At 70.7% G+C, this 22,488-nt stretch carries 34 protein-coding genes and 1 pseudogene; 6 read left to right on the forward strand and 29 right to left on the reverse strand.

All coding sequences use genetic code 11. The features are described from left to right. Positions 1 to 2: 2 nt before the first annotated feature. Both OEIGOIKO_RS27260 and OEIGOIKO_RS27265 read right to left on the reverse strand, forming a co-directional pair. Positions 3 to 854 (reverse strand): bifunctional DNA primase/polymerase, encoded by an 852-nt coding sequence (locus tag OEIGOIKO_RS27260; protein WP_125056205.1) that lies wholly within the window; start codon positions 852 to 854, stop codon positions 3 to 5. Further along, positions 851 to 1,147: a hypothetical protein gene (locus OEIGOIKO_RS27265; protein ID WP_125056206.1), complete on the reverse strand. Its 297-nt coding sequence runs from the start codon at positions 1,145 to 1,147 to the stop codon at positions 851 to 853. Before OEIGOIKO_RS27265 ends, OEIGOIKO_RS27260 begins: the two co-directional genes overlap by 4 nt. Positions 1,148 to 1,271: 124 nt before the next feature. Here OEIGOIKO_RS27265 and OEIGOIKO_RS27270 point away from each other — a divergent pair, with 124 nt between their 5' ends. Next, positions 1,272 to 2,279: a hypothetical protein gene (locus OEIGOIKO_RS27270; RefSeq protein WP_125056207.1), complete on the forward strand. Its 1,008-nt coding sequence runs from the start codon at positions 1,272 to 1,274 to the stop codon at positions 2,277 to 2,279. A 271-nt stretch (positions 2,280 to 2,550) separates the two neighbouring features. Here OEIGOIKO_RS27270 and OEIGOIKO_RS27275 read toward each other — a convergent pair whose 3' ends face one another. From OEIGOIKO_RS27275 to OEIGOIKO_RS41820, 24 genes and pseudogenes are all read right to left on the reverse strand, one after another. Then, the gene (locus OEIGOIKO_RS27275; RefSeq protein ID WP_125056208.1) at positions 2,551 to 3,120 is read right to left on the reverse strand and encodes a hypothetical protein; all 570 of its coding nucleotides are present in this window, start codon (positions 3,118 to 3,120) and stop codon (positions 2,551 to 2,553) included. 11 nt (positions 3,121 to 3,131) lie between these two features. Then, positions 3,132 to 3,320 carry a hypothetical protein gene (locus OEIGOIKO_RS27280; RefSeq protein WP_125056209.1) on the reverse strand — a complete coding sequence of 63 codons (189 nt, stop codon included), beginning with the start codon at positions 3,318 to 3,320 and terminating at the stop codon, positions 3,132 to 3,134. A 29-nt stretch (positions 3,321 to 3,349) separates the two neighbouring features. Then, positions 3,350 to 3,601, reverse strand: a complete 252-nt coding sequence (locus tag OEIGOIKO_RS27285) for a hypothetical protein (RefSeq protein ID WP_125056210.1) — start codon at positions 3,599 to 3,601, stop codon at positions 3,350 to 3,352. 141 nt (positions 3,602 to 3,742) lie between these two features. Further along, the gene (locus OEIGOIKO_RS27290; RefSeq protein ID WP_174857225.1) at positions 3,743 to 5,965 is read right to left on the reverse strand and encodes a DUF3631 domain-containing protein; all 2,223 of its coding nucleotides are present in this window, start codon (positions 5,963 to 5,965) and stop codon (positions 3,743 to 3,745) included. Positions 5,966 to 6,041: 76 nt separating this feature from the next. Continuing rightward, a complete protein-coding gene (locus OEIGOIKO_RS43065) occupies positions 6,042 to 6,221 on the reverse strand; it encodes a DUF6257 family protein (protein ID WP_281288393.1) in 180 nt (59 codons plus the stop codon). Next, positions 6,218 to 6,421, reverse strand: a complete 204-nt coding sequence (locus OEIGOIKO_RS27300; protein ID WP_125059008.1) for a hypothetical protein — start codon at positions 6,419 to 6,421, stop codon at positions 6,218 to 6,220. The genes OEIGOIKO_RS43065 and OEIGOIKO_RS27300 overlap by 4 nt, the downstream gene beginning before the upstream one ends. Continuing rightward, entirely contained in the window at positions 6,418 to 6,639 is a 222-nt protein-coding gene (locus tag OEIGOIKO_RS27305) for a hypothetical protein (RefSeq protein ID WP_125056212.1), read from the reverse strand. Before OEIGOIKO_RS27305 ends, OEIGOIKO_RS27300 begins: the two co-directional genes overlap by 4 nt. A gap of 88 nt (positions 6,640 to 6,727) precedes the next feature. Further along, complete coding sequence (locus OEIGOIKO_RS27310; RefSeq protein ID WP_125056213.1) at positions 6,728 to 6,916, reverse strand: hypothetical protein; 189 nt, start codon at positions 6,914 to 6,916, stop codon at positions 6,728 to 6,730. Between the two features lie 84 nt (positions 6,917 to 7,000). Further along, complete coding sequence (locus OEIGOIKO_RS27315; RefSeq protein ID WP_125056214.1) at positions 7,001 to 7,372, reverse strand: DUF6251 family protein; 372 nt, start codon at positions 7,370 to 7,372, stop codon at positions 7,001 to 7,003. Positions 7,373 to 7,436: 64 nt separating this feature from the next. Continuing rightward, positions 7,437 to 7,769: a hypothetical protein gene (locus tag OEIGOIKO_RS27320; RefSeq protein ID WP_125055087.1), complete on the reverse strand. Its 333-nt coding sequence runs from the start codon at positions 7,767 to 7,769 to the stop codon at positions 7,437 to 7,439. Next, entirely contained in the window at positions 7,766 to 8,683 is a 918-nt protein-coding gene (locus OEIGOIKO_RS27325; RefSeq protein ID WP_125056215.1) for an adenine nucleotide alpha hydrolase family protein, read from the reverse strand. The genes OEIGOIKO_RS27320 and OEIGOIKO_RS27325 overlap by 4 nt, the downstream gene beginning before the upstream one ends. Next, the gene (locus tag OEIGOIKO_RS27330) at positions 8,680 to 10,392 is read right to left on the reverse strand and encodes a coiled-coil domain-containing protein (protein ID WP_125056216.1); all 1,713 of its coding nucleotides are present in this window, start codon (positions 10,390 to 10,392) and stop codon (positions 8,680 to 8,682) included. The genes OEIGOIKO_RS27325 and OEIGOIKO_RS27330 overlap by 4 nt, the downstream gene beginning before the upstream one ends. 29 nt (positions 10,393 to 10,421) lie before the next feature. Next, positions 10,422 to 11,126, reverse strand: coding sequence for a hypothetical protein (locus OEIGOIKO_RS27335; RefSeq protein WP_125056217.1), 705 nt, complete (start codon positions 11,124 to 11,126; stop codon positions 10,422 to 10,424). Beyond that, the gene (locus tag OEIGOIKO_RS27340; RefSeq protein WP_125059010.1) at positions 11,123 to 11,497 is read right to left on the reverse strand and encodes an RNA-binding protein; all 375 of its coding nucleotides are present in this window, start codon (positions 11,495 to 11,497) and stop codon (positions 11,123 to 11,125) included. Before OEIGOIKO_RS27340 ends, OEIGOIKO_RS27335 begins: the two co-directional genes overlap by 4 nt. Positions 11,498 to 11,643: 146 nt before the next feature. Continuing rightward, positions 11,644 to 12,099 (reverse strand): Pycsar system effector family protein, encoded by a 456-nt coding sequence (locus OEIGOIKO_RS27345; protein ID WP_125056218.1) that lies wholly within the window; start codon positions 12,097 to 12,099, stop codon positions 11,644 to 11,646. Continuing rightward, positions 12,096 to 12,353: a DUF6284 family protein gene (locus tag OEIGOIKO_RS27350; protein WP_125056219.1), complete on the reverse strand. Its 258-nt coding sequence runs from the start codon at positions 12,351 to 12,353 to the stop codon at positions 12,096 to 12,098. The genes OEIGOIKO_RS27345 and OEIGOIKO_RS27350 overlap by 4 nt, the downstream gene beginning before the upstream one ends. A 127-nt stretch (positions 12,354 to 12,480) precedes the next feature. Further along, positions 12,481 to 13,158 (reverse strand): NUDIX domain-containing protein, encoded by a 678-nt coding sequence (locus OEIGOIKO_RS43785; RefSeq protein ID WP_125056220.1) that lies wholly within the window; start codon positions 13,156 to 13,158, stop codon positions 12,481 to 12,483. A 128-nt stretch (positions 13,159 to 13,286) separates the two neighbouring features. Continuing rightward, on the reverse strand, positions 13,287 to 13,460 hold the full coding sequence (locus OEIGOIKO_RS41805) for a hypothetical protein (RefSeq protein ID WP_170251870.1): 174 nt from the start codon (positions 13,458 to 13,460) through the stop codon (positions 13,287 to 13,289). Between the two features lie 124 nt (positions 13,461 to 13,584). Continuing rightward, positions 13,585 to 13,827, reverse strand: a complete 243-nt coding sequence (locus tag OEIGOIKO_RS27360; RefSeq protein ID WP_125056221.1) for a hypothetical protein — start codon at positions 13,825 to 13,827, stop codon at positions 13,585 to 13,587. A gap of 85 nt (positions 13,828 to 13,912) precedes the next feature. Then, positions 13,913 to 14,311, reverse strand: coding sequence for a RapZ C-terminal domain-containing protein (locus OEIGOIKO_RS27365; RefSeq protein ID WP_246177560.1), 399 nt, complete (start codon positions 14,309 to 14,311; stop codon positions 13,913 to 13,915). After that, the gene (locus OEIGOIKO_RS41810) at positions 14,308 to 14,475 is read right to left on the reverse strand and encodes a hypothetical protein (protein WP_170251872.1); all 168 of its coding nucleotides are present in this window, start codon (positions 14,473 to 14,475) and stop codon (positions 14,308 to 14,310) included. The genes OEIGOIKO_RS27365 and OEIGOIKO_RS41810 overlap by 4 nt, the downstream gene beginning before the upstream one ends. A gap of 151 nt (positions 14,476 to 14,626) precedes the next feature. Further along, positions 14,627 to 14,830: pseudogene (locus tag OEIGOIKO_RS43075) on the reverse strand (HIT family protein); the annotation flags it as partial. Between the two features lie 101 nt (positions 14,831 to 14,931). Next, positions 14,932 to 15,129, reverse strand: coding sequence for a hypothetical protein (locus tag OEIGOIKO_RS27375; RefSeq protein ID WP_125056222.1), 198 nt, complete (start codon positions 15,127 to 15,129; stop codon positions 14,932 to 14,934). Positions 15,130 to 15,214: 85 nt separating this feature from the next. Then, positions 15,215 to 15,361 (reverse strand): hypothetical protein, encoded by a 147-nt coding sequence (locus OEIGOIKO_RS41820; protein WP_170251874.1) that lies wholly within the window; start codon positions 15,359 to 15,361, stop codon positions 15,215 to 15,217. 908 nt (positions 15,362 to 16,269) lie between these two features. Between OEIGOIKO_RS41820 and OEIGOIKO_RS27380 the strand changes: the two genes are divergently transcribed. Together OEIGOIKO_RS27380 and OEIGOIKO_RS27385 are read left to right on the forward strand one after the other, a co-directional pair. Next, positions 16,270 to 17,040 (forward strand): helix-turn-helix domain-containing protein, encoded by a 771-nt coding sequence (locus OEIGOIKO_RS27380; protein ID WP_125056223.1) that lies wholly within the window; start codon positions 16,270 to 16,272, stop codon positions 17,038 to 17,040. Next, positions 17,037 to 17,510 carry an NUDIX hydrolase gene (locus tag OEIGOIKO_RS27385; RefSeq protein ID WP_125056224.1) on the forward strand — a complete coding sequence of 158 codons (474 nt, stop codon included), beginning with the start codon at positions 17,037 to 17,039 and terminating at the stop codon, positions 17,508 to 17,510. Before OEIGOIKO_RS27380 ends, OEIGOIKO_RS27385 begins: the two co-directional genes overlap by 4 nt. On the opposite strand, the gene OEIGOIKO_RS27390 is transcribed toward OEIGOIKO_RS27385, so the two are convergent. Together OEIGOIKO_RS27390 and OEIGOIKO_RS27395 are read right to left on the reverse strand one after the other, a co-directional pair. After that, on the reverse strand, positions 17,498 to 18,067 hold the full coding sequence (locus OEIGOIKO_RS27390) for an HD domain-containing protein (RefSeq protein ID WP_125059016.1): 570 nt from the start codon (positions 18,065 to 18,067) through the stop codon (positions 17,498 to 17,500). The genes OEIGOIKO_RS27385 and OEIGOIKO_RS27390 overlap by 13 nt on opposite strands. Positions 18,068 to 18,078: 11 nt before the next feature. Then, entirely contained in the window at positions 18,079 to 18,525 is a 447-nt protein-coding gene (locus OEIGOIKO_RS27395) for a GntR family transcriptional regulator (protein WP_125056225.1), read from the reverse strand. 389 nt (positions 18,526 to 18,914) lie between these two features. Here OEIGOIKO_RS27395 and ettA point away from each other — a divergent pair, with 389 nt between their 5' ends. The 3 genes from ettA to OEIGOIKO_RS27410 are packed head-to-tail and all read left to right on the forward strand — an operon-like array spanning position 18,915 to position 21,864. Beyond that, positions 18,915 to 20,579: an energy-dependent translational throttle protein EttA gene (ettA, locus tag OEIGOIKO_RS27400; protein ID WP_125056226.1), complete on the forward strand. Its 1,665-nt coding sequence runs from the start codon at positions 18,915 to 18,917 to the stop codon at positions 20,577 to 20,579. 5 nt (positions 20,580 to 20,584) lie between these two features. Next, complete coding sequence (locus OEIGOIKO_RS27405) at positions 20,585 to 21,046, forward strand: acyl-CoA thioesterase (RefSeq protein ID WP_246177561.1); 462 nt, start codon at positions 20,585 to 20,587, stop codon at positions 21,044 to 21,046. Further along, complete coding sequence (locus tag OEIGOIKO_RS27410) at positions 21,043 to 21,864, forward strand: hypothetical protein (RefSeq protein ID WP_125056227.1); 822 nt, start codon at positions 21,043 to 21,045, stop codon at positions 21,862 to 21,864. Before OEIGOIKO_RS27405 ends, OEIGOIKO_RS27410 begins: the two co-directional genes overlap by 4 nt. Positions 21,865 to 22,022: 158 nt before the next feature. Here OEIGOIKO_RS27410 and OEIGOIKO_RS27415 read toward each other — a convergent pair whose 3' ends face one another. Further along, positions 22,023 to 22,427, reverse strand: a complete 405-nt coding sequence (locus tag OEIGOIKO_RS27415; RefSeq protein WP_030018984.1) for a globin — start codon at positions 22,425 to 22,427, stop codon at positions 22,023 to 22,025. Positions 22,428 to 22,488 lie beyond the last annotated feature (61 nt).

Here is a 22,488-nt window from a genome sequence, read left to right on the forward strand (position 1 = left end):
GGCTACACCCCCAGCCGGGCGCGGGCGTTGGCCCACGCGTCAGCGCAGTGCCGCGCCGATTCGCCCTTGGCCTGCGCGGCGGCGAACAGCCGCGCCACGTGGGTGTCGGTGAGGCAGCCGCACCGGCCGTGCACCGACAGCACCGCCAAGAACGTGCGGTACACGGTCGTGTGGATCACACAGGTGGCCTCGGTGATGCGCTGCTCCGCCATGGTGACGCCCCGTTCCAGGTACGCGGGCGTGCGGTGCGGGCACGGCCCGCCGCCGGCGGGCACGGGCGCGGCGATGACCGGCCGGGCCGCGGCCGGCTTCTTCGCGGCCAGGGCGCGCACGGCGTCGGGCAGGCCGGCCGTGCGGGCCAGCAGGCCGGGCGGCGTGCCGGGACCGGGGCTGGGCCAGCGGGCGTAGGCCATGCGGGACTTGATGTCCACTCCGGGCCGGACCCCGTTGGCGGACGGCATCGTGCCGCGGTAGAGCCAGTGCTGGCCGCGGGTGGTCGCCACGACCACGGTGCGCGGCAGGCTGGCCCGTGCCCAGCTAATGGCCGCGTCGTCGTCGAGGTCCACCACGGTCAGTCCGGCGCCGCCGGGGTGGTAGGCGACCGCCCTGGCGCCCTGCCATGCGGTCGCCCACGTAGGCGAGGCGATGACGCCGGTGTCGGCGGTGGCGGCAGCCCAGCCGTGACAGGGAGCCGGGCAGGTGCAGGGGCCGGGGGTCTTCATGTTCGGGCGCCCACCGCACGCGTTGTTGGCGCATGCCGGGCAGTTGCCCATGGGCAGCTTCCCGGCCCGCAGCGGTAGCACCGGCACGCCGGCCGCGGCAAGGTCCAAAGCCGTACGGTACGGCGCGGTCATGCCGCAGCCCTGCCGTCCATCGTGGCCAAGTAAGCGTGGCCGGCGCGGGTGATGTGCGCAGGATCGGTGCGGCCGTTGCCTACGTCCACGTAGCCGGCGGCGTCGAGCGGGTGAAAGCTGCGATCGGCCACCACGTACGTGGTGCCGTCCAGACGCCAGCGGCCGCATGGCGCGGGCACGAACATCACGCCGTCGCCGGCGTCACGTCGGGCGATCTCGCGTAGAAGTCGGAGCGCGGCCGGCTTCAACGTCGTCTCGTTGGCCGCTCGCGGGGAGGGGGCAAGTTGGGTCATGCTGGATGCCTCCAGTGCTCTCTGGGGGTGCGAGGGCGGCCCGTTTCATTGGCGTGAGGGGCCGTCCTCGGTGCGCCTGTGGGCGCGATCGGGGGTTGTCAGTGGGGGCGGATAGATTCGCCGTATGACGATGCTTGACCTTGCTCCAGGGACGATCACCAACCGCACCGAGATGAAGAGCCGCTTCGGCGGAGGCATTCAAGGGGGCATCCAGACCCCCGCGAACGGCGAGACGGTGCTTGCCTACTCCGACCCCTCACAGGGAGTGAAGTACGGCTACACCTTCGATGGCTACGTCGACGATGAGCACGGGCTGGTGTTCCACTACACCGGTGAAGGCGTCTACGGCGATCAGAAGATGACCGACGGCAACAAGGCGCTCTTGGACAGTGTCGACGACGGTCGGGTAGTCATGCTCTTCGTAGCGGCCAGCAAGAAGGGCACACCTGGTGGGGTGAAGCAGCGGTTCGTCGGACAGGCCTTTGTGGACCCGGTGCTCCCGTATGTAGAGCGATGGGCGCCCGACCATAACGGCGACATGCGCCGTGTGTTCGTCTTCCGCTTGCGCCCTATGGAGGGAGTTACGTGGGTACTCAAGCCTAATGACGCTCAGCCTCCAGCCACGGTCAACCAGGTCGTAGACCTGCCCTCCAGCCCCAAGCCGAGTACCCCCGCCCCCAAGGTCAAGAAGACGGGGGCCAAGGACAAGGCCACCGAGAAGCACGCGACCGCAACCACCGTCGCCCGGATCGCCGCCGGCGAACGCGAAGTAGTGCGTCGAGAAGGGACGTTGGTCACGGCCTTCGAAGAGCATCTGACCGCTGCCGGCCATCAGTTCAAGAGCTTCCAGATCACCATCGAGGGCGAAGCGGGTTCCCTCATTCCTGACCTGTACGACATCACCGACAACGTGCTGTACGAGGCCAAGGGCAACGCGACCCGCAGCGCTGTGCGTATGGCCATCGGGCAGCTACTCGACTACCGCCGGCATGTCCCCGGGCGTGAGACGCTGCGCGTCGCCGTGCTGCTGCCCAGTGCACCCACGCCCGACGTACAGCAACTGCTGGTTGAAGAGGGAATCGGACTGGTCTACCAGGACGAACACGGGTTCGTAGGCTGGCCCCTCCCCTGAACGGCCCGCAGCGGGCGAGCAACGAGCACGGCGACAATGGCGATGCCCAGCGTTTCGGCGCCGACGAGAGGCAAAGGAGCGAGGTTATGTACGACTGCGAGGGCTGTGGACGGTCCAGGCGGGGGCTGTTCTTCGGTCCCGGGGCCGGCGAAGTGCAGTGGCGGTGCTGGCGCTGCCGTCAGCATGACCACCCGCTGCTTGGCCTCCTGGTCGAAGTGGTCGAATTCCTCTTCGTCCCAGTGACGGCCGTCCGGGCCGCGCAGGAGCCGGTTCACTTCGCCCCCCGCACGGGCCGGTCGGCGGCGGCCAGGTTCCGGCGGTGCCAGACGGCGTACTCCTGGCGGACGTAGCCGCGCGGGTCGCGGGCGGCGTCCAAGGTGTGCGGCGGGACGGTGCCGGCGCTGCGGCTGTCGTCGCCGGCGTTGCGGTCCAGAGCGAGCAGGTGTCGGGCGGCTTCGGTGGCCACTTCGGGGGTGTCGCTGGAGACGTGGAGGGTGTCGTCCAGGAGCGCGATGCGGTCCAGGGCGGCGGCCCGGCGCAGGCAGAACGTACGATCGGCCGGGCCGCTGCGGTCCGCCGCCGCTGCGACGGTTTCGGCGACCCAGGCCAGTTCGTCGGTCAGGACCGGCGCGCCGGCGTAGGCGGCGTCCGGCGACGGCCACGTGCGGGCTGGCTGTCCGGCGGGGTCGGGCTGGTGGTCGGCGGTGACGTACAGCCGCTCCTGGCCCGGGGCGCTGCGCGAGGGGTAGCGGCGCACGGCGCCGGTGCGGAAGGCGGCTTCGAGCGCGGCGGTGACCGGCCCGGTGTCGGCGGCGTTGCAGACGACGCGGATTTCGAACACGGTGATGCTCCTTAGAGGTTGCCGATGGCGTTGACCACGGCTTCGCTGAGCTGGGTCACGGGCTTGGCGGCGCCGGTAGAGGCGAGGTAGAAGCCGAACATCACGGCGATGAAGGCGGCTCCCCAGCTCAGCGACTTGGAGCGCAGCAGGAAGAACAGGACCAGGCCGAACAGGGCGACGAACGAGACGGTGACCGCCACGGCGGTACCTCCTTCGCGGTGCGGGACGGTCAGCGGGTGCCGTCGCGGTGGATGCGGGCGGCCAGGTTGTACAGGCGGCGGCCGGTGCGGATGCGGATGCCGTGGCCGTCGCAGCGGCGGCAGTGCTTGCCGCGCCGGGGCCTTCCCTTGCGGTCGGTGGTGAGCTGGAAGCCGAGACCGGAGCAGCGTCGGCAGCGGCCGAACGGGCTGCCCGCACACAGCGCGGCGTAACCGAGCGTGACGGTGAGCCAGAGGGCGATAGCGAGCAGGGCAGGGGGCATCAGAAGCCCTTCCAGGGGGAATTCCGAGGTTTGCGCAGGTGGGCCGCTAACGGCTAGCGGCCTGATCAAGTCCGGTTCAGGGCGCTAGCGGAGGGTCTAGCGCTAGAGGTGCGACCGTCTAGCGCTAGACGCATTCCGGGGTCAGCCTGCGGCCCGTTTCTGGTCGCGCTGCGTGATGGCCTGGATGATGTGCGCCCGGGTGAAGCCGGTGCGGTTGACGGTCTTGCCGTTGACGCGGCGGCCCACCTGTCCGGTGCTGATGCCGTACGGCTTGAGCGCGGTGGTGAGCTGTGCGGCCTTCTCCGCCGGTTCCAGGTCGGCCCATGGCCCGTAGACCTCGGGGCGTAGTTCGGCGAGCAGATCGACCGTGGTGTCGTTCCACGGCCGGGGTGTCTTCTCGTGCACCACGGCCAGGATGTCGGCGAGCAGGTCATAGGCTGCGCGCGCGTCCGCCTGCGGTTCTTCCCCCAGCGCGTACCCGGACAGCGTTCCCGCCCGTTCGCGGGCTTTGCGGGCGCGGGCACCGATGGCTTCGGCGGCCGGGGCGTCCACATACACCGCGCCGGCGATGCGAGCGTCCGCGCCTTCACCGACGAAGTAGTGGATGCCTTTGTCGGCCCAGGAGAACATCGTGGCCCGCACGCCGCGCTTGTAGGCGGACGTGCCCAGCACCATGTCGTTCTCCAGCTGGCCCATGACCTTCAGACAGAACCGTGCCGAGGCGTTCGCGCTGATGCCCGTGGGTAGTGCCTTGGCGTCGGGGCGCTGCGTGGCCAGCAGCAGCACAATCCCGGTCGCAGGCCCCCGCTTGACGAGGTCGGTGCAGATCTCTTCGAGTTCCTTGCCGTACTTGTCGTGCTCGAACCAGACCTGACACTCGTCCGCCCCGATCACGATCGGGTGCAGACCGAGCGACTTCATGTTCGCCAGATCCGACGTGACTTTGGACTCGGGGCAGATGTCCCGGGGCAGCGAACGGATCATCTTCGCGCGCCGGCGCAGTTCCTCGCGCAGCGCACGCAGGTCCCGCACCGCGTACTCGATGTCCTCTTCCTCATCCCCGGCGCGGTGCCGGTGGCTCACCGCGTTGCCGACCGGGTCCAGGTCGCCGGTGCCCTTGAGGTCGTAGGTGTGCAGCTCCGCCCGCGGGTCCAGGGCCGCGATGAGCAGCAGCAGGCGCAAAAGGAAAGTCTTACCCATGCGGGGGATGGCGCCGATGACGGCCGCGATGTACATAAGCGTGATCTCCACCCAGCGTCCGCGCTGGTCGGTGCCGAACGCGACCGGCTTGAACAGGTCCACCGAACCGGTCTTGAGCAGCGGCCAGGCGGGCTTCTTGGCCGTGGACATGTCCTGGTCGCCGACCCACAGCACCAGCCGCCCGGTGTGCTCGTCGGCGACGGCCTCCGGCCACACGCAGCCCAGCGGCCGGCGCAGGCCGGACGCGAGGCGTTCACGGCGCTCGATCACGTCGGTCACGGTCACGCCGTACGGGAGGTTGCCCTCCGCGCGCCAGCCGGGCCCGTCCCTGGTGATCGGGGCAGTGAACTCGAACCCGTCGCGGCCCTTGGCCTGCGCCTGACTGATGGCCGGGATGCCCAGCGCCCCCAACGCCCGCAGGACGATGTCACTGGTGAGTTTGGTGGTCTTGGGCAGCTCCACCGCCCGGTGGATGACCGGGTCGTCGGCCCGGCTGCCGGCCGCTCCCAGCGCCATCGTCACCGCGCCGATGGTCAGGGCCAGCAGCCAGCCCGGGGCGAGCACGTACAGGGCCAGGGCCGCCCCCAGCCCGGTGAACAGTCCCAGTACGGCGGCCAGGGTGCGCAGCCGTACCCGGCCGTCGCGCTGGCGGGAGAGCTTGAGGTATTCGGCGGCATCCTCGCGGCGCACCGCGGCCAGCCGTACGGGCTCGCCCTCGCGGTCGGCCATCCACCGCAGCGTGCCGCCGACGAAGCGGGCCGTACCGACCGGGGCCTGCAAGGCCAGGCGGGCGGCGTAGACCGGGGCGCGCAGCGCGTGGTACCCGGTGGCGTGCGTGTAGTGCCGGGCCACCCAGGCGGCGGCGGTCTTCAGCTCCGCCACTGACCGCAGCCATTCCGGGATGACCGAGCGGCGCCGGGCCGCGGCCAGGCGCCCGAGGTAGCCGGGCCCGGCCGCGGCCAGTGTCGGCTGGTCGACCTGGACCGGGGGCGCCGCGGGGTCCTGCGGCCCCTCCGGCCGGGGCTCCGGAGCGGGGGCGCCCGGTTCGGGTGTGATGCGGGCGGACCGGGCCTTGTCCAGGTCGACCACATCGGCGCCCGGTTCGGTGCTCATTTCGGCTTCGAGCCGGTTGAACAGCTCGGAGTCGTCGTCGGGGTGCTTCACTGAGAGTCCCTTCTCCTGCGGGGGATGGGACCCGGGACGGCCGGTGTGCTTGCCGGCAGGCGGCCGTCCCGGGGCGCTACTTGGATCGGGCGTTCTGTTCTGCGCGCTTGCGGGCGCCGTCCAGGACGCGGTCGAACTTGCGCTGCAAGTCGCTCTGGTCCACGTCCGGTCCGGCCAGCTCCCGCTTGCACATGCGGGCCCCCAACCAGGCCAGGTGGGCCTTTTCAGCCGCAGTCAGCGGCAGGGTGCCGCTCACGCGCGCCAGACCCGGGAGCTGGTGACGCGGCTGCCGCCGGGCTCCTCGGCGAGCGCGGCCCGCTCGGCGCCGTCCAGCACCTGCTGGCCGCTCTCGTCGTCCGGGCCGTACCCGACGCCGTAGTACGTGACGAGTTCACCGTCGGCCGTTTCGAGGTTCACCACGGCCTGGAAGTGGGTGTTCGGCGTGACGCTCGTCATCCCCACCGGCCGCGCTCTACGAGCTGGACGCTTTCGATCGCCCGGCCGGCGCACCGCTCGTCGGTGCTGTCCTCGATCGGCCGGCCGTCGCGCTGTGCGCTGGTGCCGTTCTCGATGTGCTGCTCGATGACCTCTCGCGCCTGTGCCTCGTTCCGTGTGCCGGATGTGCGGATCACGTCGCCGTTGTCCAAGGTCACCGCGTATTTGTTGACGCGCATGGTCGGCCGCTCCTTCGAGTCGGCGCCGGTCGGCTGACCGGCGTCCTCCTCACCGCCCGTACGAGACGGACGGATCGGGGGCAGCCGGTCAGCCGCGGCGCCACCACGAGACGCCCCGGGCGGCGTCGGCGGCTTCGGCGTTCAGCTCACGGAAGGTGTCGGTCTCCTCGTGGACACCGGCCGCCTTCTCGGCCCGCTGGTTCTCGCGCAGGGCCGCCTTCGCGGCCTTGTGGCGGGACACTGCTTCGGTGTTGTCGCTGCTCTTGCGTGCGAACATGTCGTCCTCCTGCGGCGTCCGGGGCGGTCCCGGCTCCCCTTGCCGCCCCGGCCGGGCCGGGGCGACGCGGGCAGCCGTCCGCCGTCAGCGGCGGGCCGCGGGCTTGCCGTCCGGGGCGGGCGGGGAGACGGCGCGCACGACGCTGACCACGCCCCACACGCCGACCGCGACGATCAGCCCGCCGATGACGAGGATCGTGGCGACCGAGACGGCGGCGGTGGCCAGCAGCGGCCCGAAGCACACCCCCGCGGCCACCGCCCCGGCCCCGGCCCCCGCACCGAGCGCGACGCGCTGAACAGTGCGGTCCGGCGGCGCCTGATGGATGTGCTGGACGATGACCCGGGGCCCGCCCGTATCGGCGGTCGGCAGGGGTTCGGGCCGGTAGACGACCTCCCCGTGCCCGGCCCGGGGCACAGGGAGCTGGTTGTCGAACTGGAAACGGCGGGGCGGAGACATGAAGCTCCTTACAACAAGGGGGAGGGGGAAGACCCGTCGGCCGGGCGGCGCACCGCCCGGCCGGTTACAGGTCGAACAGCCCGTCCTGCGCGGCGGCGGCCGTGCGGGCGGCCTTGCGGGCCGCGGCGCGGGCGGCGGTGTAGCAGTCGGGGCACCAGGCCCGCAGCTCCGTGACCGCGGCCCGGCATGCCAGGGTGTCGCTGGCGGTCAGGTCGGCGGGCACGGCCAGCAGGTGGACGGGCCCGCGGTGCTTGCTGGCGTACTGGTCGTGCTCGCGCGGGCAGCGGCCCCCGGCCTTGACGTGCCGACTACCGCACTGGCCGGTGCACTGGCAGCGAAAACCCGCCGCTTCCATGGCCGGGCGCCACAGCGCGGCGTAGACGATCGGCTCACTCACACCGCCACCCCCGCCAGGGCATCGGGGTCTTCGCTGCGGCAGGTCCACGGCGAACACCCCACCGGCCCGTCTTCGTCGGCCTGGTCGGCGAGCAGATCCAGCAGCGAGCCCTGGCGCTGCTTCCACTCGTGCGCGCTGACCCGGTCGATCGGCGCGCGGTCCAGCGGCAGGCACGAGCGGTGCAGATACGCCTGACCGAGCAGTGGGGAGCCGGCCGCGGTGCCGCGCCGGTTGCCCTGGCGGATGGCGTGGTCGAAGGCGACCGCGTCCGCCCACTCCTCCGGCTGGTGGTCGCGCATGTGGCGCCACTGGGCATCGGAGTGGAACGGACACCCGATGCACGCCGACTTCGGGGTGTGCGTCCAGCCGTGGCGGGCCAGAAAGCGCAGGCAGTCGGCCCGTGTCCAGTCGAGTTCGAGCAGCGGATGCCGGTTGACGGCATAGCGGATACCCGAATCCTTGGCCCGGGTGAACTCATCACGACTGATGCCGATCCACTGCTCGGCGAAGACCCCGGCCGGCACGCGCTGCCGGCCGGGACAGCCAAGCAGGTCCCGGACCTTCTTCTTGATTCTTTTGAGTTTGTACTCGTCGGTGCACTGGCGACGGATCATGCCGACCGTGCCGTCCGGGTTGCGGACGAACAGCGGCATGGAGGCGAACCGGTGCGCCGGATCGAGCGCGTCGGCGCGGATGCTGCCGCCGCCGGTCCGCAGGATCGGGATGCCCGCCGGGGCGGCCACCTCGCGCTCCAGCCGATCGAGATGGGCATAGACCGCAGCCGGCTCCCAGCGAGTATCGGCGAACACCGCCGCGTCCAGGCGCGGCAAGCGTCCCTGGACGGACAGCAGCAGCAGAGTGGTGGACTGCACTCCGGCGCCCAGGGACAGGACACGCAAAGCCGGCGGCGTCATGCTGCTGCCCGCCTTGTGCCCTCGGGTCGCTGGTGGTCGGTGTGCGCGGCGGCGCGCGGCGGGCGCGCGGCAAGCTGCGCGGCGCGCGCGGCACGGAAGTCGCGCAGCCAGTTGCGGGCGTTGCCCACGTCCACGCCGAACCGCTCCGCCAGTTCTCCGGCGGCCGGCTCCTGCTGCCCCTGGGAGACCTCCAGGGTGTGCAAGTAGTAGCGCCAACCGGCTTCCTTGGCCTCCGAGCGGTACGCCGGTCCCTCGCCCGTCAGTGCCGCGTCGGGCGCCTGCGGGTCGAGGGCGGCCAGGTCGCCGCGCAGTCGGTCACGCACCAGCGTGGCCTCCTGCACTTGCGCCTTGAGCTGCTGCAACGCCCCCTCGTACTGCTGAAGCCGGCCGCGCTCCTTGTCGGTGCGGCCGGTCAGTTCGTCCAGGGCGCGCTGCTGCTCACCGGCTGCCGCCCGGACCTCCGCCAGCGCCTGGTCGGCGTCGCGGCGGGTGCGGTCGGCCTCCGTGCGCGCGGCGTCCACGAGGGCCGCCGCGCGCTGCCGCGCGGCGTCGATGTCCTGCCGCGCGTCTGCCGCGCGCTGCCGCGCGTCCTCGGTCTGCTCGCTGATGTCCTCCTGTTCCTTAAGCAGCTTGCGCCGCGCGTCTTCCACGCGCGCCAGCTCCTGGCGCGCGGCGGACAGTTCCTCTTCCGCGCGCTGCCGCGCGGCGTCGGCCTCCTGCCGCTCGCTTTCCGCGCGCACCCGCGCGGCATCCGCGCGCTGCCGCGCGTCCTCGGCTTCCCGCGCGGCCGCCGATGCGGTGATGCGGTCGGCGGCCGGTGTGACGGCCAGGCCCTCGAACGTCGCCACCACCTTCGGGGTGTCGGTGTAGTCGAGCAGCGCCACCTCCGCCGCGCGGGTCAAGGTGGTCATTCGCTGGGCCAGGGCCAGGCTCTGACGGGTGTCGGTGCCCACGTCCGCCCTATCCAGCGCGGTCTGGGCCCGGCGGCGCAGCCGCTCGGTGCGCCGGCCGGACCGCCGCAGTGCCCGCGGACTGCTGGTCACCGCCGGCGCCGGGTTCTCCAGGGCCAGGCGCAGGCGGTAGACGCGCTGTGCGGCCCGCTGGGCCTGCGCGGCGCGGGTGATGGCCGACGACGACGAGCGGGCGTCCAGCCCGAGCAGAGCGAAAACCGCCGCCCAGGCGTGCTGCCACAACAGGGCCAGCAGCCGGGCCGGACCCGGACGCGCGTCGTCGTCCTCATCGGCGTGGACGGCGTGCAGCTTGCTGCGCAGTTGCAGCTCGATCAGCCACGCGGCCAGGGCCGGTACCGCCGCCAGCACCGGCTTGGCCCACCAGGACGCAGCGTGCACGGCGTTCATCGCGCCGGAGAAGCCCACCAGGGTCCAGGCGGTGCGGTGCATCAGTCGCAGCTCCCGCGTCCACCCGACCTCCGGGTCGGCGGCGCGGTAGAGCATCACCAGCAGCACCATCTCCGCCGCGTCGAAGACGCAGATGAACGCCGCGGCCAGCAGTTCCGGCAGGTGCACGGTCTCGATGGCGAAACCCCACAGGCCATACACGCTCACCGCAACGCCCCCGAGGGCCACGACGGCCTGAGGGCCGATGCCGGCCAGCCACACCGACCGGTGCAGCCGCCACGCCACCAGCGCGACCGCGGCGAGCGCGGCCACGGCCAGCGGCAGCAGTAGCCACGGGGAACCGCCGGTCATGCCCGGCCAGGACGCAAACACGTCGGGAATCACGCGGCATCACGGCGCGCCGCGCCCTGCTCCTGCTCGTGGACCACGGCCACGGCCTCCACCCGCCAGGCGATCTCGGCGGGCGGCAGGCCCGAAGGGCCCCACCCAGTACGCGGCGCGCCGCAGACGACCGCGTGCGCCTTGGCGGCCTCCTGCGTGGGGTGCAAGCTGTGCGGCTCCCCGAAGTGGCGCAGCAGGTACAGCCACGCCGGCGCCGGGCGGGCGGCGGTGAGCCGCTGTTCCAGCTCGGCGACACAGGCCCGCAGACGCCCGGCGACCGTGCCCGGATGGTGCTCCGGACAGGGGCCGTCGTCCGCCGGCCGGTCGCAGTCGGCGCAGCACTCCCCGGCGGGAGGCTCCCCGTCCCAGTAGGTGCGTGCCTCCTTGTGGTACCGGTGCATCCACCGGTGCCGGTCCTGTGCCAGGCGGCCGGCCTCCTCTTCCAGCTCACCGATGCGCTGCTGCTGACGGGCGATGACCAGCAGCGCGGCCACCGCCGCCCGCCTCAGCCGCTCGGTCTCCTCGGTGGCCGCGAGCGCAGCCCGTTCGGCGCCCTCGCGCTGTTCGGCCATCTCCAGCACGCACTGGATATGGTCGGCCCACTGCACGTCCAGCGCTTTCAGCAACTCCTGGACGCGGCTGCGAGCGGCGTCGAGGTCGGTATGCAGCGCGGCGAGACGGGCCGCCCCCACGATACGGATCATGATGCGGCCCCTTCCAGGGCTGAGGCGGGCGCCGGGGCGTCCACCTCGGGATGAGTGAAACGGACCGGCATGCCCAGCTCACGGGCATAGGCAATTTCGGCGCGGGTGCTGTCGCCGATGTAGTCGCCGACCACCAGCACCTCGTCCGCAAGGCGGATCTTCGCGCGGTGCAGCGCGTCCAGGTCGGTTTTGACCGCGACGGCGTCCGCGTAGCCCTGACGCGGACGCTTCATGTCCACATCCGGGCGCACGACGATCCGGCCGCGCAAGGTCTCCGACCACGCCGCGGCGGCCATCCGCTCCCAGAAGCGGGTGCTGCCGCAGAGCACGACGACCGGCGGAATCCCCAGACGCTCCTTCGCGGCGGCCATCGACGGCGCGGCGCTCACGTCGGTGCGGGTGTAGTCCAGCGGGCCGTCCAGCGGGTGCCGCTGTTCGGCAAGAGCGCCGGCGCGGTAGACGCGCGGGTGCAGGCGGCGGTAGAGGCGGTGCCGCAGCCGGGCGTGCGGACGGCGCTTCATGACACGCCCCCCGCGGTGAGGGCGGCGGCCACAACCAGCAGCAGACCGCCGACGAGGGTCAGGTCGATGGCGCGCCTCAAGCGGCCGTACTTGGTCACCGCGATGCGCGACAGGACCCGGACGTGCTGCGCCCGGTCGCCGATCAGCAGGTCGTCGCGGATCTCGGCGCCGGTCATCGTGGCCCAGCGCGGAAATCCGCACGGGCGGGCGCCGCCGAGGTTGGGGCGGGCCGTCATCAGCAGCAGGGCGACGGCGGCCAGCAGGGCCGCGATGCCCAGTGCGGCGATCAGACGCGCCGCCAGCGGCACCCGCAGGGCCGTCGCGGCCGTAGCCGTGCCGGCCAGGACCGCGCCCTCAAAGGCGATCAGCAGGGCAACTTTGGTGTCGGTGCGCGCGATCTCGGCCTTCACTTCGGCGTGCGCGGCGCTCAGTGCCTCAGGCAGGGTGGTCATGCCCCCACCTCCGGCACGGTCTCGGTGGTGCGGTTGGCCAGGTCCCGGCGGGCGGCCAGCAGCCGGCGCCGGGCGCGGCGCAGGCGCTGTTCGTCCAGCAGGGTCGGGGTGCGGTCCAGGACGGCAATCTCCGCGTCCAGCAGGTCCCGTTCCGCGAGGATGACGGGCATCTCCTGCTCGATGGCGTCCAGGTCCGCCGCCGTCGGTCCCTGCATCGGGTCCCCGACGGCGGCCAGCATTCGTACAGTGGCCATGGGTCGTGTGTCCTCTCAGACGGAACGGCCCAGAGAGCAGCCCCGGGGGGTGCGTCCCCCGGGGCTGCGGCCGTTCGTGAAGGGCGCGGCCGGACGGCCGGCGCCGGTGCGGGACAAGAGCAGCCGGTCAGGACTGCGCCGGCCGGGGCAGGGCCCGGCACTGCTCGGCGTGCTGCTGGGCCCACGTGCGCGACTCCCGCTCGAAATCGTCCGTGGGGTCGGTGGCGTGGATCTCGTCCCGCCAGCAGCCCGAGCAACGACCAAGGACATCGGCCGGGTCAGGGACGGACCAGGTGTCGTACCGCTTGATCAGGTCCACGGTGGCCCCGGCGACGGTGAGGTACCGGGCGAAGACGCCCTCAGGCCAGCCGGCGGCACCAGCCGGGCGGCCGGTGCCGGAAGGGGCCAGGCGGGCGACCGCGATGATGTCGGCGTGGTCGAACGCAAGCTGCGGCAGGCCGTCGAGCGGCCACCACCGGGCGTCGCGGGCGTCGTCCCCGGCCGTGACGGGCGTCCTCGCGGGCACCCGGGTCAGGTACACGTCCGTGGCGTACCAGCCGCGCGGGTCGCGGTCCCGCCCGGCCCACGTTCCCACCGGGCTCAAGTCCCCGGAGGCCACGCGGACGCCGGTTTCTTCTTCCAGCTCCCGCGCGGCGGCCTCGCGGCTGTGCTCCCCCGCATCGACGTGACCGCCGGGCAGGGCCCACTGACCCTCAAACGGTGGCCAGTCACGCTCGATCAGGAGAACGTGGTGGTCCTGCGTCACGGCCACCACGTCGGCGGTGTAGTGCACGGTCTGGGTCATGACGGCTCCCTCCGGAGCCGGGCGCGTCCCGGCTCCCCTCACCGCCGGTATGCGACCGGCGGATCGGGCAGCCGACGGCCCCGGGCAGACACCCCGGGGCCACGGCCGTTCATGAAGGCTGGGGCTGGTCAGCGACGGCTGTCGTCGTCCCGGTCCTCGTACGTGGTGGTCGTGACCGTCACGCCGTCCTGTGTGCTGGTCGTGGTGGTGACCTTCACCTGATCGGCGTTCTCAGGCTCGGGCGTCGAGACCTCACCGTCGGAAAACCCGAACGTGCTGCCGGGGCGGAAGTTGATCGCCATTACTGTCTCCTGTCGAGAGTCCTGATCTGGCGGAGCACGGAAAGCTCCCCTCACCGCCCGCACGGGACGGGCGGATCGGGCAGCCGACGGTCCCGGCCGAAGAGGCCAGGGCCGCCGCACCGCATCAGGCGTTGAAGGTGAGCCCGCCGCGGTTGCCGCCGGTGATGTGCACGCCGTCCACCCCGTCCTCTCGGACGCTGGTGTCGGTGTAGGTGGCGCCGGTGCGGGTGTTCTCGTGCGTGTCGCCGTCGCCGGTGTGCACCGCTCCGGCGCCGCCGTCGGTGAAGGTGCCGATCTCCCCGGCCTGGAACACCGTGCCGCGGTTCTCGGCACCACCGTTGATCTCGTTGCGTACGCGCTTGCCCATGAAGACTCCTGCGGTTCGTCGCAGCCTGACCATCCGGCCACCGCACCCCGCACCCGGAACGGATGCGGAGCACGGTGGCGGGAGGTCAGCGGCGTACGACCGGGGCGCCGATGTCGCGGTGACGGACGAGGACGCTGTAGCCGTCCTGGCCCAGCCGGTCGGCCAGCGCCATGGCCACAGCAGGCGCCCGGTGCCGGCCTCCCGCGCAGCCGGTGGCGACCAGCACCGTCCCGGCGCTGGGCCCGGAGGCGAACGCGCCGACCGTACGGGCCGCCGCCTCCACCAGGGCGCTGATGCCCGCCGTGGCGGCCACGGCGCGACGGACCGGCTCGTCATGAGCGGTCATGTAGCGCAGCTGCGGCGAGACGTGCGGGTCACGGAAGTGGTGGCGCAGGTCCAGCGTCAGGTGTGCCGACGGCGGCTCTGCGTGCAGGTAGCCGAACGAGGTGATCTCAACGGCGGGCAGCACGGCGCGGTCGCTCACGACGCCTCCCGGGGCACGATCTTGAAGGTGTCGCCGTGCGCGGAGTACACGACGTGCACGTCCTCACCCGCGGCACGCAGGACTTCCGCCGCGGCGTCCAGGACGGGAAGGGAACGGGTGCTGCCCGCGGGCAGTTCGCGCGGCAGAGAAAGCTGAGGGGACATGATCACTCCTCTTCAGAGAGGTCGGCGCGGGGACAGCCGGAAGGCCGGGCCGCGGCCTGCTGCGGCGTCCAGGGCAGCGACAGCTCGTCGTCGCCTCTCGACCTTTCGAGGTGATGAGGTTCAGGGAGCCGCCGACACTCGCGGCGTACTCGGCGGCGCGGGTCATCGTCGCGCCGGTCACCGCCGGGTCCTCGGTGGCGTCGGCCACGTGCACGGCCGGGATCACCAGGACGTGCCCGGGGGTGACCGGGCCCAGCGGCACGATCGCCAGCGCGTCGTTCCAGCGGGCCACTACCGTGGCCGGCGCCGCACCGGCGACGATGCGGCAGAACACGCAGGTGGAGCACTTCGACATGCGGAATCTCCCGTGAAGCCAGGAGCGACACCGGGGCGGCTCCCCTCGCTCCGCCCGTACGCGACGGGCGGAGGAGGCAACCGGGCAGCGCCAGGTCCGGCCTAGCGGTTGAAGGTGTGGCTGACGTTGGTGTGCGTGTGGTCACCGTTGATGACGGTGGTGCCGTCGCCGTGCACCTCCGTGCTCGTGGCCCGGCCGCCGTCACCGAGGTGCGTCGCACCGGTGACGGCCCCGACCTGCGTCAGCGTGTCGGCCTCAACGTCGGCGGCCTCGTTGCGGTTGTCGCGGTTCGTCGCCATGACGGCTCCTTCGTGGTGGCGGCCGGGCGGTCCGGCCGCCGCACCCCGCACCCGGCGCAGGTGCGGAGCACGGCGGGCGGGCCGCTCAGACGCCGTTGATGCACCGCGCCGCGGCGGCCACGAACGCGGCGTGCGCGGTGCGGGCGGCGCTGCGGCTGTGCAGCACGCCAGCGACCAGGGCACCGCCAAGGGTGCCCAGCACAGCGATGATGCTGGTGATCGTGGATTCCATCAGGGTCCTCACAAGGTCCAGGTCAGTGGAGTACGAGCGATCACGACCCCCGCCGCCCGGCGTCGCCTGCGTGGCGGCCGGACAGCGGGGACCGTGAGCACTGGTGCTCAACCGCGCGGAAAGTTGGAGTGCGCGGTGGTGACGCGGTGGGCGTAGCCGGCGCCGTGCCGGTCCAGCACGGGCGGCGCCCCAAGCGGTCGTTGCATCGGAAACCTCCTGCTCGGAGGGGTAAGGGGCAGGCTTCACCGGAGCGCCGTTGCCACGGCGGCCCGGTCCCGAGCCTGAGTCGGTGCGTCATCGTCACTGCTCTGACGCCAGCAGGGCGGCTGCACGTGCGCTCCGCGATCATGCAGAGCTGGTGCAGGTGGCATGTCGTGCCGCCGACGGCATCACCCGGCCGACTCGGGGGCGGTCTTCTCATCCCGCCACGTGCGTTGGGGCCCCGCTGTCCTTCTCCGTAGCTGTCACCGGCCAGCGCCTGCCAAGCGCGTCGGAGAGGAACGACGTTCATCGCAGCGGTTTGCCCCCGGGCCCTCGCCCTAGACACCTACCGCGACCGCCGCTCCCGCGTCAGTCCCGCACGATCACTGTTCAGTTCTCAAGCAACGACCACTTCCTTCAGACCCGTTTCACGGGGTCCTCCGGGCGGAGTTTGCGCAGGTCAAGCAGCACCCTTCCGCCCCCTGCTACCGGGGCGTCCGGGTCATGAGATACATGTAATACCTGTCTCGCTTCCTCGTCAAGGGGGAGCGTTCGAGGGGTTCTCGGTGGGCGGGCGCCGCCTCGGCTCGGCGGCATGTCTCAGCTTGGCCGCGAAGCGGAGGACGTTGGACCCCGTGCATGTACGACTTGCCCGCAACTCGCTAGGGTCGAAGTCGTCCCAGGACGTCCCAGACGGGAGTAGTCGCATGGCGAACGAGAGGCTTCGTGGGGCGATCACGGCGGCCGGCCTCAAGTTGGAGCAGGTGGCAGAGCGTCTGGGGGTCTCGCCGAAGACCGTTGAGCGCTGGATTTCCGATCCCAAACGCAAGCCGTATCGGCGGTTTCAGTACGCCGTGGCCTCAATGCTCCACCGCGAGGTCTCGTATCTGTGGCCGGACGAACGAACTTCCGAAGAGGTCACAGCGTCCAGCGACTCAGAACTGGTGAAGCTCTACCCTCACCGAAACGTCGTCCCTCAAGACGCATGGCTGAAGCTGTACGCCGGCGCGACGACGCACTTCGACGTGCTGGTGTACTCCGGGTTTTGGCTTACGGAGGACCCTCGATTTCACCGCCTAGTGCGCGAAAAGTCGGCCGCTGGTGTGCCAGTTCGCTTCATGCTTGGCGATCCGGCCAGTGAAGCCGTCGCCGTGCGGGGTCAAGATGAAGGTATCGGACTGGCGATGGCGGGGAAGGTGCGCAATGCGCTACTGAATTATGGTCCCTTATTTCAACTCCAAGGAGTGGAGTTCAGGGTCCATGCCACGACGCTCTACAACTCGATTTATCGATCCGATGACGAGATGTTGGCGAACGGGCACGTTTATGGTGTGGGTGCCTACATGGCGCCCGTGCTGCACATTCAACGCGTCCCTGGTGGCGAGATCTTCGATACGTACGCGGAAAGCCTGGAACGTGTCTGGGACGGTGCCCGCAGGATCGCGTCACCCACTGATTGTGAAGGTGCCTACAAATGAGTCGAGTCGACTACTACCGCGACCCTGCCGCGCCGAAAGCTAACTCGGTCGTCCCGTCCGTGACCGCCGTGGTCAGGGACGGGAGCGGGAACCTCCTACTTATCCACAAGACTGATAACGATCTGTGGGCCCTGCCTGGTGGTGGTCACGAGGTAGGCGAAGACATCTCGCAAACGGTCGTGCGGGAAGTCGAAGAAGAGACCGGAATCATGGTGGTCGTAGAAGGTATTGTAGGCACCTACACCGACCCCCGGCACGTTATGAAGTACGACGACGGTGAAGTTCGTCAGCAATTTTCCATCTGTTTCCATGCCCGGCCAGTTGGCGGGCGTCTTCGGACCAGCACGGAATCTAAAGAGGTCCGTTGGGTCTCGCCAACGGACCTCGAAAAGCTAGACATTCACCCGTCGATGCGACTTCGTATCTCTCACGGGCTAGATGCATCACGTAAGGCGCCCTACATAGGCTGATAGGTTTCCTGAACCGCGCTAATTCGCTCGCTGACGCGTTGGACAGCGGCATGGATCTGAGGTGCGGCGCGTTGGATGAAGCGGCCGACGATCGTGTCCGGTCCGTACCGTCCGACGATTTCGGCCACTCGGTTCTCGGAGGTGGTTGGACTGCCGTCAGGGGTGGTTGTCATGTCGCAAAAGATCATGGCATCCACGAGCGCGGAGTTCTCCTTCTCGAACTCGCGCGCCAAGTCCTGGCGCAGTCCTCTTTCCTCGGCCTCAAGGAGGGCGCAGGAGTGATGCGCAACCAAGCGGATCACTCGCTCATCCATTCCCGTGTGGTCTCGCAGGTAGCGAGCACCGTCCAGGGGGTGAAACCCGGTGGAAGCGACTTGGGGCGAATAGCCGATGTCATGCAATACGGCCGCAGACTCCATCAAGGAAGAGTCCTCTCCGAGGATGGGCCGGAGAGAGCGTGCTCGCTCGGCTACTCCGAGGGAGTGTCGCCAGCGTCGGGGGAGGGAGTCGGCTAGCAGCGCTTCGGCGAGGCTGTACGCCCGCTCTGTGGGGTCCATGCTGTTCAAGGCTACGGCGCCTCCTGGGCGTCGGGGAGGGCGCGCACAATCCGTCCGCGCCCCGGTCCTTTCTCGATAAGTCCCGCTCCCTCCAGTTGTGCGACAGCAGCCCGGACGGCGGTGCGGGACATCCTGAACTGGTCGCACAGCTCTTTCTCGGAAGGGAAGGGGGAGCCAGGTACGGCTTCCTTGGTGCGAAGAAGGTCAGTCATGCGTTCGGCCAAGGGGCGGCGGTCACCTGTCCCTGCCACGAACCAGCCGGCACCCTGAACGGATTCGATCAGACCTTCGCTTTTCAGCGCGTTAAGTGCGCGACCGACGGTAGTCCGTCCTACGCCGTATGTGCGCATGAGGTCGGCCTCAGATGGCAGCGCCTCAGTGATCTTGCCCCTATCGATCTTTTGGCGTAGTGACGCAGCGATCTGCAAGTACGTACCTCGCGGCGTGGCCTGCGGCACGTGACGTTCCCTTCGCCGGCGACATGTTGTGACCCTTCCCAGGGTCCCATGCCCCAACGCGTGGAGACGGAGGAGGGCGCCCTCTTCGCTGGCCGCTCTGCCGCAGGGCAACGGCGGGCTGACCTGGCCCTCTCCACGTCGGCGTCGGGCCGTCTGTGGGCCGTCAGACGGTCGCCGCTGGTCACCAGTGGCAACCAGTGGTCACCACCCCGGGCCCTGACCGGCGGGGCGGCGGCCCAGGTCACGGCCTTCTGGGGTACTCGTTTCCATCGCGGGCTGGCCGTACGGCAAGATGGGGTGTATCTGCCCTCGCGCGGCGGAGCCGCTCATCGGCCCACGCGGCGGAGCCGCATTGACCATGACAGATCCAGACTGCCGGACGGTTTCTCTTGGCTGAGTACATCTACACGATGCGCAAGGCGCGTAAGGCGCACGGCGACAAGGTCATCCTTGACGACGTGACGCTGAACTTCCTGCCGGGCGCGAAGATCGGTGTCGTGGGCCCCAACGGCGCCGGCAAGTCGACGGTGCTGAAGATCATGGCCGGTCTTGAGCAGCCGTCGAACGGCGACGCGTTCCTCTCCCCGGGCTTCTCCGTCGGGATGCTCCTCCAGGAGCCGCCGCTGGACGAGTCCAAGACGGTCCTGGAGAACGTCCAGGACGGCGCCCGCGAGATCATGGACAAGCTCAAGCGCTTCAACGAGGTCGCCGAGCTGATGGCGACCGACTACTCCGACGCGCTGATGGAGGAGATGGGCAAGCTCCAGGAGGACCTGGACCACGCCAACGCGTGGGACCTGGACACCCAGCTGGAGCAGGCCATGGACGCGCTGGGCTGCCCGCCCGGCGACTGGCCGGTCACCAACCTCTCCGGTGGTGAGAAGCGCCGCGTCGCGCTGTGCAAGCTCCTCCTGGAGGCGCCCGACCTGCTGCTCCTCGACGAGCCCACCAACCACCTGGACGCCGAGTCCGTGCAGTGGCTGGAGCAGCACCTCGCCAAGTACGCCGGCACCGTCGTCGCCGTCACCCACGACCGGTACTTCCTCGACAACGTCGCCGAGTGGATCCTGGAGCTCGACCGCGGCCGTGCGCACCCGTACGAGGGCAACTACTCCACCTACCTCGACAAGAAGCAGACCCGCCTGAAGGTCGAGGGCCAGAAGGACGCCAAGCGCGCGAAGCGTCTGAAGGAAGAGCTGGAGTGGGTCCGCTCCAACGCCAAGGGCCGCCAGGCCAAGTCCAAGTCCCGTCTGACCCGTTACGAGGAGATGGCGGCCGAGGCGGAGAAGACCCGGAAGCTGGACTTCGAGGAGATCCAGATCCCGCCGGGCCCGCGTCTGGGCAACATCGTCGTCGAGGTCGAGCACCTCAACAAGGCGTTCGGCGACAAGGTCCTCATCGACGACCTGTCGTTCACCCTCCCGCGCAACGGCATCGTCGGCGTCATCGGCCCGAACGGCGCCGGCAAGACCACCCTGTTCAAGATGATCCAGGGCCTGGAGGAGCCGGACTCCGGCAGCATCAAGGTCGGCGACACGGTCAAGATCTCCTACGTCGACCAGAACCGCGCCAACATCGACCCCAAGAAGACGCTGTGGGCCGTCGTCTCCGACGAGCTGGACTACATCAACGTCGGCCAGGTCGAAATGCCGTCCCGCGCCTATGTGTCGGCGTTCGGCTTCAAGGGCCCGGACCAGCAGAAGCCGGCCGGGGTGCTCTCCGGCGGTGAGCGCAACCGCCTGAACCTGGCGCTCACCCTCAAGCAGGGCGGCAACCTGCTGCTCCTCGACGAGCCGACCAACGACCTCGACGTCGAGACCCTGTCCTCGCTGGAGAACGCGCTGCTGGAGTTCCCCGGCTGTGCCGTGGTCGTCTCCCACGACCGCTGGTTCCTGGACCGCGTCGCCACGCACATCCTGGCGTACGAGGGCGAGTCCAAGTGGTTCTGGTTCGAGGGCAACTTCGAGTCGTACGAGAAGAACAAGGTCGAGCGGCTGGGCCCGGACGCGGCCCGTCCGCACCGCGCCACGTACAAGAAGCTCACCCGGGGCTGAGCCGCGTGCGACACCTGTACTCCTGCCCGCTGCGCTGGTCCGACATGGATGCTTTCGGCCATGTCAACAACGCGGTGTTCATCCGCTACCTGGAAGAGGCGCGGATCGACTTCATGTGGCGGCTGGCGCCGGGCGAGGGCAGCACGTCCTTCTCCGGCGGGTCCGTCGTGGCCCGCCACGAGATCGACTACGTACGGCCGCTGGTGCACCGGCACACGCCGGTGACCGTGGAGTCCTGGGTGACGAAGATAGGCGCCGCGTCGATGACGATCGCCTATGAGATCAAGGACGAGGAGACGGTGTACGTCCGTGCCTCGACCGTCGTCGTCCCGTACGACTTCGGCGCGGAGCGGCCCCGCCGTATCACCGCCGAGGAGAAGTCCTTCCTCAAGGAGTACATGGACGGCGCGGACGACGCGGACGGCGCGGACGGCGCCCAGCAGCAGGAGGGGGCCGTCGCCGCATGACGGCGTTGCGCCTGGCCGATGCCGGGGAGGCGGCGGATCTCGCCGCCTTCCTGGCCCGGCTGATCCACTACGACCGTGCCGCCGCGGTGCGGTTGCAGGCGGGCGGCGGGGTGCTCGCCGTGTTCGGACGCCCGCCGTCGTTCGAGGTACTGGCGATCCGTACGGCGCGCCTGGCACCGGCCGCGTCCCCCGGCCCGCAGCCGGCGACCGCGGCCCACGGCCCGCACACCGGAACGGGAGCCGCTCCCGCCGCCGGCCTCGACCGCACCGTCTCCGCCGGAGACCTGCTCGAAGGCATCGACGAGTCGACGGACAGCCTGACGCTGCCCGCCGCCGTCACCGGCCCGCCGTGGGCCGGCGTCCTGCCGCCGCGCGGCGGCTGGCAGCAGGTCCCGGGGCTGCCCGCACCGCAGGCGCTGGGCAGGACCGTCGCACTCGCCGTCGCCGAGTTCCGCGCCCGGGACGAGGCACTGCCACCGGAACGCCGTACGCGCGCCGAGCGCGACCGCATCGGCCGCGAGATCTGGTCCCGCACCCTGGGCGACACCCACCTGCCGCTGCGCGCCGCGCACGCCGCGCAGTCCCTGGGCTTTCTGCGCCCTGTACGGGCCGAAGCACAGGCCGGCGTCTACGGGCCCGCGAGCGGTGGCCACGGTTCCGTTTCCGGCACCGGCTCTGCGGGATCCGGCGCCGCATTGGCGGAACCGCCGACGCTGACCCTGCTGGCCGCGGGCGGCTGGCTGCGGCTGCGGACGCCGTACGGATCGGTCGCGGTCCGCACGAGCGGGCCGTCGGCGCTCTCGGTGACACCCGCCTGAGGCGTCCGCCGGGAGGCCACGTCAGCGCGGGGCGGACAGGGACCGACTGAGCAGGGACCGAGCGGGCGGGCGAACGTCGGGGCGGCGGGGCCCGCCCTGTGCCCGGCCCCACGCCCGGCCCCGACGCCCTACCCGCGCCGGCCTGAGCCGCTACGGCCTCACTCGGCCGTATTGATCATCGACGCCGCCGCATACGTCATGTAGTTCCACAGCTGCGTCTCGTGCTCGGGGGACAGCTCCAGGGAGTCCACCGCGTCCCGCATGTGCTTGAGCCAGGCGTCGTGGGCGGCGCGGTCCACGGTGAAGGGCGCGTGCCGCATCCGCAGCCGCGGGTGGCCACGGCCGTCGCTGTACGTACGGGGCCCGCCCCAGTACTGCATGAGGAAGAGCGCAAGCCGCTCCTCGGCCGGTCCCAGGTCCTCCTCCGGGTACATCGGCCGCAGCAGCGGGTCCTCGGCCACCCCCTGGTAGAAACGGTGCACCAGGCGGCGGAACGTCGGCTCGCCACCGACCTGCTCGTAAAAAGTCTGTTCCTGAAGCGTGCCGCGCGGAATCTTGTTCACCCGTCCATGGTGTCAGACGACTCGGCGGTGCCGGGCTGCTCGGCCGAGGACCCGCGACGTA

This window comes from Streptomyces paromomycinus, assembly GCF_003865155.1.
GTDB lineage: Bacteria > Actinomycetota > Actinomycetes > Streptomycetales > Streptomycetaceae > Streptomyces > Streptomyces chrestomyceticus.